Here is a 6,090-nt window from a genome sequence, read left to right on the forward strand (position 1 = left end):
GCCCGGTGCGCTTAGCGGTGCACGCCGGGTTCGGGAGGCGACCCGGAGAAACGGGCTGGTCGTAAGGCCAGTACCGCGCTCCGGGTCGACCTCACTTGGTTCGAGTGGAGGTGGAAGACCTGCACCAACCCGCTGTCGCAGCAGTGGTTGAAGCTGAGGGCAGCCTGATCCGGGTGATGCCGGGAAGGGTGGGAGCAGCCCTGACAACGCCGGGACGTGCCAGCGGATGAAGGCACGCGCGGCAGGGCGATGAGCGTCACAAGCTGGGCAGAGTTCCATCCATACGCCGGTGGACAGGGGGCCGTGCCAGTGCAACAGGAGGTCACCGCCGCAGCGTGAGCAGGGCCTGGTCGTCTCCTCGTCGTCCGGCCCGGGTGCTGGACGCTGGCGGGCGAGTTCATCGTCGCTGACGTTGTCGAGGCCGCCGTCGACGTTGCCGAAGCGGCTGAAAGAGCCGTCCGGGCGTACGAGGTAGCGCCAGGTGAAGGACATAAGAAGTCCCCCTTCTGGAGTGGAGCGTGACGCGAACGGCCACGATCTGCCCGATGCACGACCAACGTCAAGAGGCCAGCGCCTCACTGCATGGCCCGTCTCTCGACCACGGGCCGACCTGCCCAGGCCGTCACCTGGTTCCCGCTGTCGGGCGACCGTCACTGGGTTAACCGGCATCTGCCAGGATGGGGGCATGGCGGGAGAGACGAAGACACACGACGAACGGCTCCGGGATCTGGAGGCGTCGGCGTTCCGTACGGGGCGCACCTTGGCCGAGCATAGTGAGCAGCTCGGAGAGATCCGCGAGCAGCAGACCACCGCGTTCGGGAACATCGACTCACTCGCCAACGCCATCGGCGCTCCGGGAGGGCGCACGATCACGGAGCGGCTGGACGGCATCGAGCGGGTTCTGTTCGCTCTGGCCAGGGCCCAGGGCATCGACCCCGACGCTCTGACCTGAGCCAGACGCGTCTTCTCCGTCGCTCACCTGCTGGCCCGCTTGAGTGGCCTGTGGCCCCGGCACGCAACGTGTCGGGGGCACAGCCGTTGTGGGCCGGTCAGACGGGCGCTGGGCCGCGAGGGCGTCGGCATGGCCGCACGCAGAACTCGCTGACCTTCTGCCAGAGAGTGGGCGTCGTGCCCGGCGGCGGTGGTGAACCGGGCGGGCCTCCGGATGTCGTTTCGACAGCTCATGGATGCGGTCTTCGACATGCCCGACGGACTTTCCGCTGAGACCTGCAGAAGTCGCTGGGTGCCTGCGCATCCTCCGGCAGTTCGTCTGGTCCGGTTTGTCGGCGTCGGCTGAACTCGGACCCACTTTGGGCGGTTGAAATCTGACCCGGTTGGTGTCGGTGGGTGGTAGTTCAGTCGTTGTCGGATGTGTCGGCGGGGACGCGTCCGAGCTCGCGTCCCCGCATGCGGTAGGAGTCGCCCTTGAGGGAGTGGACCTCGGCGTGATGGACCAGGCGGTCGATCATGGCGGCGGCGACGGTGTCGTCGCCGAAGACCTCTCCCCAGCGAACTGGGGCTGGCACTTGTTCCTCATGGGGAGAGTGCCCTGCGACCTGGCTGTTTCAGGGGTCTGAGTGTCTCTTTGATTGTCTCGCTGACAGCGCGGTTTTGTAGGCGCTACCTTCATTCGTCAGGTGCGAGGAAGGTGTGCCGGATGGTGGAGTCGAGTCTGCGGGTGATCGAGGGCCGGACGGTGCCCGAGGCGCCCGTTGCCTGGGATCCGTGGGAGTTCCAGGCCCTGTGTGTGGAGGCGTTCGTGGCCTCCTGGCGGGCCCGGGGGTTCAGCCCGGTGACAGTCGACAACGACATCGGCCTGCTGGAGCGGACGTTGAAAGCCCTGGGACGACCGGCGTGGGATGTCACGCCCGAGGCCATCGACCGCGTGGTCGGCGGCCTGGCCGTGGATGGGCGGGCGCCCTCCACCCGCCGCGGATACGTCCAGATCCTCAAGGGATTCCACCGGTTCCTGCAGGCCCGCAAAGTCATCGAGATCGAGGCCGCGTTCGGGGTCCGGCTGGTCTGCCCGGTGGACGAGTTCAACGCCTCGCGGCATGTCTGGGACTGCTCAGTGAGACGGAGCGGAAGAACGGCTGGACCCTGGCGGAGGCTGCCGGGGACGACGGTCCTCAGGGCATGCAGCGGCTGTTGAACCACTACCTGTGGGACGTGGACGCCGTGCGTGATGGCGTCGGCGACGTAGTGGTGGAGCACCTCGGCGACTCCGAGCGGGGGATCCTTATTCTCGATGAGACGGGATTCCTCAAGAGCGTCCGCCAGTAGGTCTACCGATGATCGCTCTGGTGCTGGTGTTCTGTTCCGTTGGTGTCGGGGCGGCGTGTTCCGGTTTGCCGCTACGCTCAGTGCCGGTGGATGGCCGGTGAAAGAGGGTTTGGGGAACTGGGTTGGGCAAGCGCAACCAGGAGCGTCGGCGAGTTAAGAAGAAGCAGCGGGATGCTAAGCGGCGGAGCGGGGTGGGGCAGGGGGCGGCTTTCGGGTTCGCTTCCTGCGAGTGTGGTGATCCGTTCTGCCCGGGTAGTGGTGGGTCCGTTCCCCCGCCGCGTGGTCCGCGGACGATCGTGGATCTCCTGGATGAGGCGATGGCACGGTTGTGTGCGGTGCCCGCTGGGGACGCCGGGCGTCGCGAGGCGGCGCTTGAGTGGGCTGCTGCGCTGTTCACACGGCGCGGCGTTGGCCGGGCGGTGCTCCAGGTGGGTGGGGCGGTGGTTCATGATCTGTGGCACCGTGGCTGGCAGCCGGTTGACGTGGTGCGTGTCGCGCGCCGGGAGCTGGCTGCGCGGCATGCGCGGATCGCGGCCGATCTGGTCGCCGCCGAGCACCGCGAGTATCCGGCGGCGCGGTTGCCCAGGCGCTGGGCCGAGCAGCTCGCGGAGGCGTCGGCCACGGTGTGGTGGGGCGAGGACGATGCCTATGTCGAGGGCGTGGCCGCGCGGGAGAAGTGCGAGCCGACGGTGCTGGGACGGGCGGTCGCGGAGTTGCTCGAACTGCTGAGCCAGCTTCCCGAGGTGCCGCGGCTGATGCCGGTGCCCTGTGAGACGGGCGGCGCCGGGATGGCCGAGGCCGGCGGAGTGGATTCGTCGCTGCTGGGCAAGATCCGGGCGCTGCTGGTGAAGGCCGAGTCGACCTCGTTTCCCGAGGAGGCGGAAGCGTTGACGGCCAAGGCGCAGCAGTTGATGTCCCAGCACAGCCTTGATACGGCGCTGCTGGCGGCGGAGCGGGGCGAGCGGCAGGTGCCCGGCGGGGTGCGGGTGGCGGTGGATGCGCCGTACGAAGGGCCGAAGGCGGTGCTGCTGCAGGCGGTGGCCGAGGCGAACCGCTGTCGCATGGTGTGGTCGAAGAACCTGAGATTCTCCACGGTGGTCGGTTTCGCCTCGGACGTGGAGGCGGTCGAGCTGCTGTTTACCTCGCTGTTGGTCCAGGCGCAGGCGGCGCTGCAGGCGGCGGGCGCGCGTAAGCGCCGGGACGGGAGCTCCCGCACACGGTCCTTTAGGCAGTCGTTCCTGGTGGCCTATGCCACCAGGATCGAGGAGCGGCTCGGGCGAGTCGCCGAGCAGACGGTGAAGGCGGCTGGAAAGGCCGGCCGCACGGCGGCCCTGCTTCCGGTGCTGGCCTCGCGGGCCGAAGCCGTTGACGATCAGGTGGACGAGCTCTTCGGTGAGCTGTCGTACAGTCACGGTTCGGCATACGCCAACGACCGTGAGGGGTGGGCTCACGGCACGGCCGCCGCTGACCGGGCCGAACTGCACACCAGGGTCGGCGCGTTGCGCTGAACCGCCCGGGCGCGGTGCTGTGACATCCGCGTGTTCGGGGAGGGTTCGTGCCTGTCGTTCCGGCCTGCGTCCTGGAGCCGCTGCGTGAGGAGTTCCTCGCGCTGCAACCGTGAGCGCTGCCGGGCGGCCGGCATCGGTGATGAGGTCGCATTCACCACGAAACCCGACCTGGGCTTGCGCATGCTGAAGCGTGTCGTGGAGTCCGGAATCCCGTTCGGGTGGGTCACCGCAGACGAAGTTTATGGGCAGACAAGCCGGATTCGGGTCTGGCTGGAAGAACATGACATCCCTCACGTAGTTGCGGTGCCGAAATCGCAGATGGTCATGACCATGGAGTTTTTCGGCCAGGCCCGCGCGCATAAGCTGATCGGTGAGCTCCCCGACGATGCGTGGACACGCGTGAGCTGCGGCGACGGCGCTCACGGTCCACGCGACTACGACTGGGCCGCAGCAGCGATCCGGCCCTGGCGGCGGGAGGGCTGGGACCACTGGCTGATGGCACGACGCAGCCTCACCGACCCTACGGATATCGCCTACTACATCTGCTTCTGCCCGGCCGGGACTCCATTGGAAAAACTCGCGCAAATCGCGGGATCGCGGTGGATGGTCGAGGAATGATTCCAAACCTCGAAGAATGAGACCGGACTTGACCACTATCAGGTCCGCGGCTACACCGCATGGTATCGGCACATAACCCTCTCCATGGTCGCCCTCGCCTTCCTCGCCATCCTGCGACTGGAGGCAAAAAGGGTTCTTCGCTCCGATGTGTGGGTCGGTTCGTGGCGTGATATGACGAACGCCGCACCCTTCGTAGGTTTCTGAGAGAGATGATCAAGAAGCTACGAATCGGGGTGCGGCGTGTCGTCTGCGAACGTACTGACCCGGGCGGCCGGGGTTGAGAGGACGGTGGTCGAGGGGGTCTATGTTCACCCGGTTGATCCGGTGAAGGTGGTCTCGGTGCGACCGGACCGGCGGTGGGAGAGGCGGCCGCGGTGCGGGATCTGCCATCAGCGTGCGCCGCTGTACGACCGGGGCCGCCGCCGGCGCTGGAGGTCCCTGAACGACGGGCTGCTGCGGGTGTACTTCGAGGCCGAGCTGCCCGGGGTGACCTGCCCGGACCACGGGGTGGTGATAGCGGCCGTGCCCTGGGCCCGGCACGGCGCCGGACACACCATCACCTTCGACGAGACGGTGGCCTGGTTCGCGCCGGGCGCGTCGAAGAAGCTGGTCTCGGTGTTCCTGCGGATCAACTGGCACACCGTCGGCTCGATCCTGACCCGGGTGATGGCCGAGCGCGACGGCCAGGACGGCGACCGGCTCGCCGGGATCACCCGGATCGGCATCGACGAGGTGTCCTTCGCCAAAGGGCAGAAGTACCTGACCGTGGTCGTGGACCACGACAGCGGGCGGCTGCTGTACGTGGTCGAGGGACGCTCGAAGACCACCCTGCGCCGCTTCTTCGACCTGCTGGGCACCGAGCGCTCCCACGCGCTCACCCATGTCTCCGCGGACGGCGCCGAGTGGATCGCCGCCGTGGTCGCCGAGCGTGCTTCGAACGCCAAGCTGTGCCTGGACCCCTTCCACGTCGTCAAGTGGGCCGGCGACGCCCTGGACACGGTGCGCCGCCAAGTCTGGAACACCGCCCGCCGCTCCGGCATGAAAGCTGTCGCGGCCCAGTTGAAGGACTGCCGCTACGCGTTGTGGAAGAAGCCGGAGGACCTCACCGAACGGCAGCGGGCGAAGCTGTCACTGATCCAGGCCACCAACAAGCCGCTGTACCGGGCCTACCTGCTCAAGGAGCAGCTGCGGAAGGTGTTCGCACCCGGCGGCGCGGAGCGGGTACATCTGCTGGACGCATGGCTGGCCTGGGCCTCCCGCAGCAAGCTGCCATCCTTCGTCAAGCTCGCCCGCACCATCCGCGCCTACCGCACCGACATCGCCAACGCACTGACGTACCGGGTGACCAACGCCCGAGTGGAGTCCATGAACGCGAAGATCCGGCTGCTCATCCGGCGGGCCTACGGTTTCCGCAGCGTCGAGGCCCTCCGCGCCATGATCCTCCTCTGCCTCGCCGGCTACACCCGCCCCCTCCCCGGACGCACCTGATCCCCCTACCCGAACCCACAGAAGGGAGCGAAGAGCCCAAAAAAGGGGATCCCGAAACCGACGGCACTCAATCCCTCGTACCCGTGACCATGAACGAGGCTCGGCGGCTCTTCAACCGAATCTCCTCTCCCATCCGCCACGCCATCCAACATGCACTCGACTGGTCCCTATGGCGAAGAAGAAGCCAAGCCCG

Annotated in this window: 6 protein-coding genes and 2 pseudogenes; 5 read left to right on the forward strand and 3 right to left on the reverse strand. The window is 67.5% G+C overall.

Features of this window, described 5'->3' with window-relative positions; genetic code table 11:
- On the reverse strand, nt 1-687 hold a 687-nt coding region (locus ABZZ74_RS52125), incomplete at its 3' end, for a DUF6300 family protein (RefSeq protein ID WP_356951151.1).
- Between ABZZ74_RS52125 and ABZZ74_RS52130 the strand changes: the two genes are divergently transcribed.
- On the forward strand, nt 686-952 hold the full coding sequence (locus ABZZ74_RS52130) for a hypothetical protein (protein WP_356951152.1): 267 nt from the start codon (nt 686-688) through the stop codon (nt 950-952). The genes ABZZ74_RS52125 and ABZZ74_RS52130 overlap by 2 nt on opposite strands.
- Before the next feature lie 403 nt (nt 953-1,355).
- Here the strand turns inward: ABZZ74_RS52130 and ABZZ74_RS52135 are convergent, their stop codons facing one another.
- Nucleotides 1,356-1,526, reverse strand: a complete 171-nt coding sequence (locus ABZZ74_RS52135; RefSeq protein ID WP_356951153.1) for an ATP-binding protein — start codon at nt 1,524-1,526, stop codon at nt 1,356-1,358.
- A gap of 100 nt (nt 1,527-1,626) precedes the next feature.
- Nucleotides 1,627-1,812, reverse strand: coding sequence for a hypothetical protein (locus ABZZ74_RS52140; RefSeq protein ID WP_356951154.1), 186 nt, complete (start codon nt 1,810-1,812; stop codon nt 1,627-1,629).
- Nucleotides 1,813-2,022: 210 nt separating this feature from the next.
- Here ABZZ74_RS52140 and ABZZ74_RS52145 point away from each other — a divergent pair.
- The 4 genes and pseudogenes from ABZZ74_RS52145 to ABZZ74_RS52160 form a co-directional block, all read left to right on the forward strand.
- Nucleotides 2,023-2,268: pseudogene (locus ABZZ74_RS52145) on the forward strand (transposase); the annotation flags it as partial.
- 311 nt (nt 2,269-2,579) lie between these two features.
- Entirely contained in the window at nt 2,580-3,791 is a 1,212-nt protein-coding gene (locus ABZZ74_RS52150; RefSeq protein ID WP_356951155.1) for a DUF2786 domain-containing protein, read from the forward strand.
- A 51-nt stretch (nt 3,792-3,842) separates the two neighbouring features.
- Nucleotides 3,843-4,613, forward strand: a pseudogene (locus ABZZ74_RS52155) (IS701 family transposase).
- A 36-nt stretch (nt 4,614-4,649) separates the two neighbouring features.
- Complete coding sequence (locus ABZZ74_RS52160) at nt 4,650-5,897, forward strand: ISL3 family transposase (RefSeq protein ID WP_356951156.1); 1,248 nt, start codon at nt 4,650-4,652, stop codon at nt 5,895-5,897.
- The last annotated feature ends 193 nt before the right edge of the window (nt 5,898-6,090 follow it).

It is taken from the genome of Streptomyces sp. NPDC006476 (assembly GCF_040612015.1).
In the GTDB taxonomy this organism is placed as follows: Bacteria; Actinomycetota; Actinomycetes; order Streptomycetales; family Streptomycetaceae; genus Streptomyces; species Streptomyces griseorubiginosus_B.

What these genes read in the sequence shown, in the direction of transcription:
- ABZZ74_RS52130 (WP_356951152.1), top strand. Translation starts at nt 686, where the DNA reads ATGGCGGGAGAGACGAAGACACACGACGAACGGCTCCGGGATCTGGAG.
- ABZZ74_RS52140 (WP_356951154.1), bottom strand. Translation starts at nt 1,812, where the DNA reads ATGTCGTTGTCGACTGTCACCGGGCTGAACCCCCGGGCCCGCCAGGAG.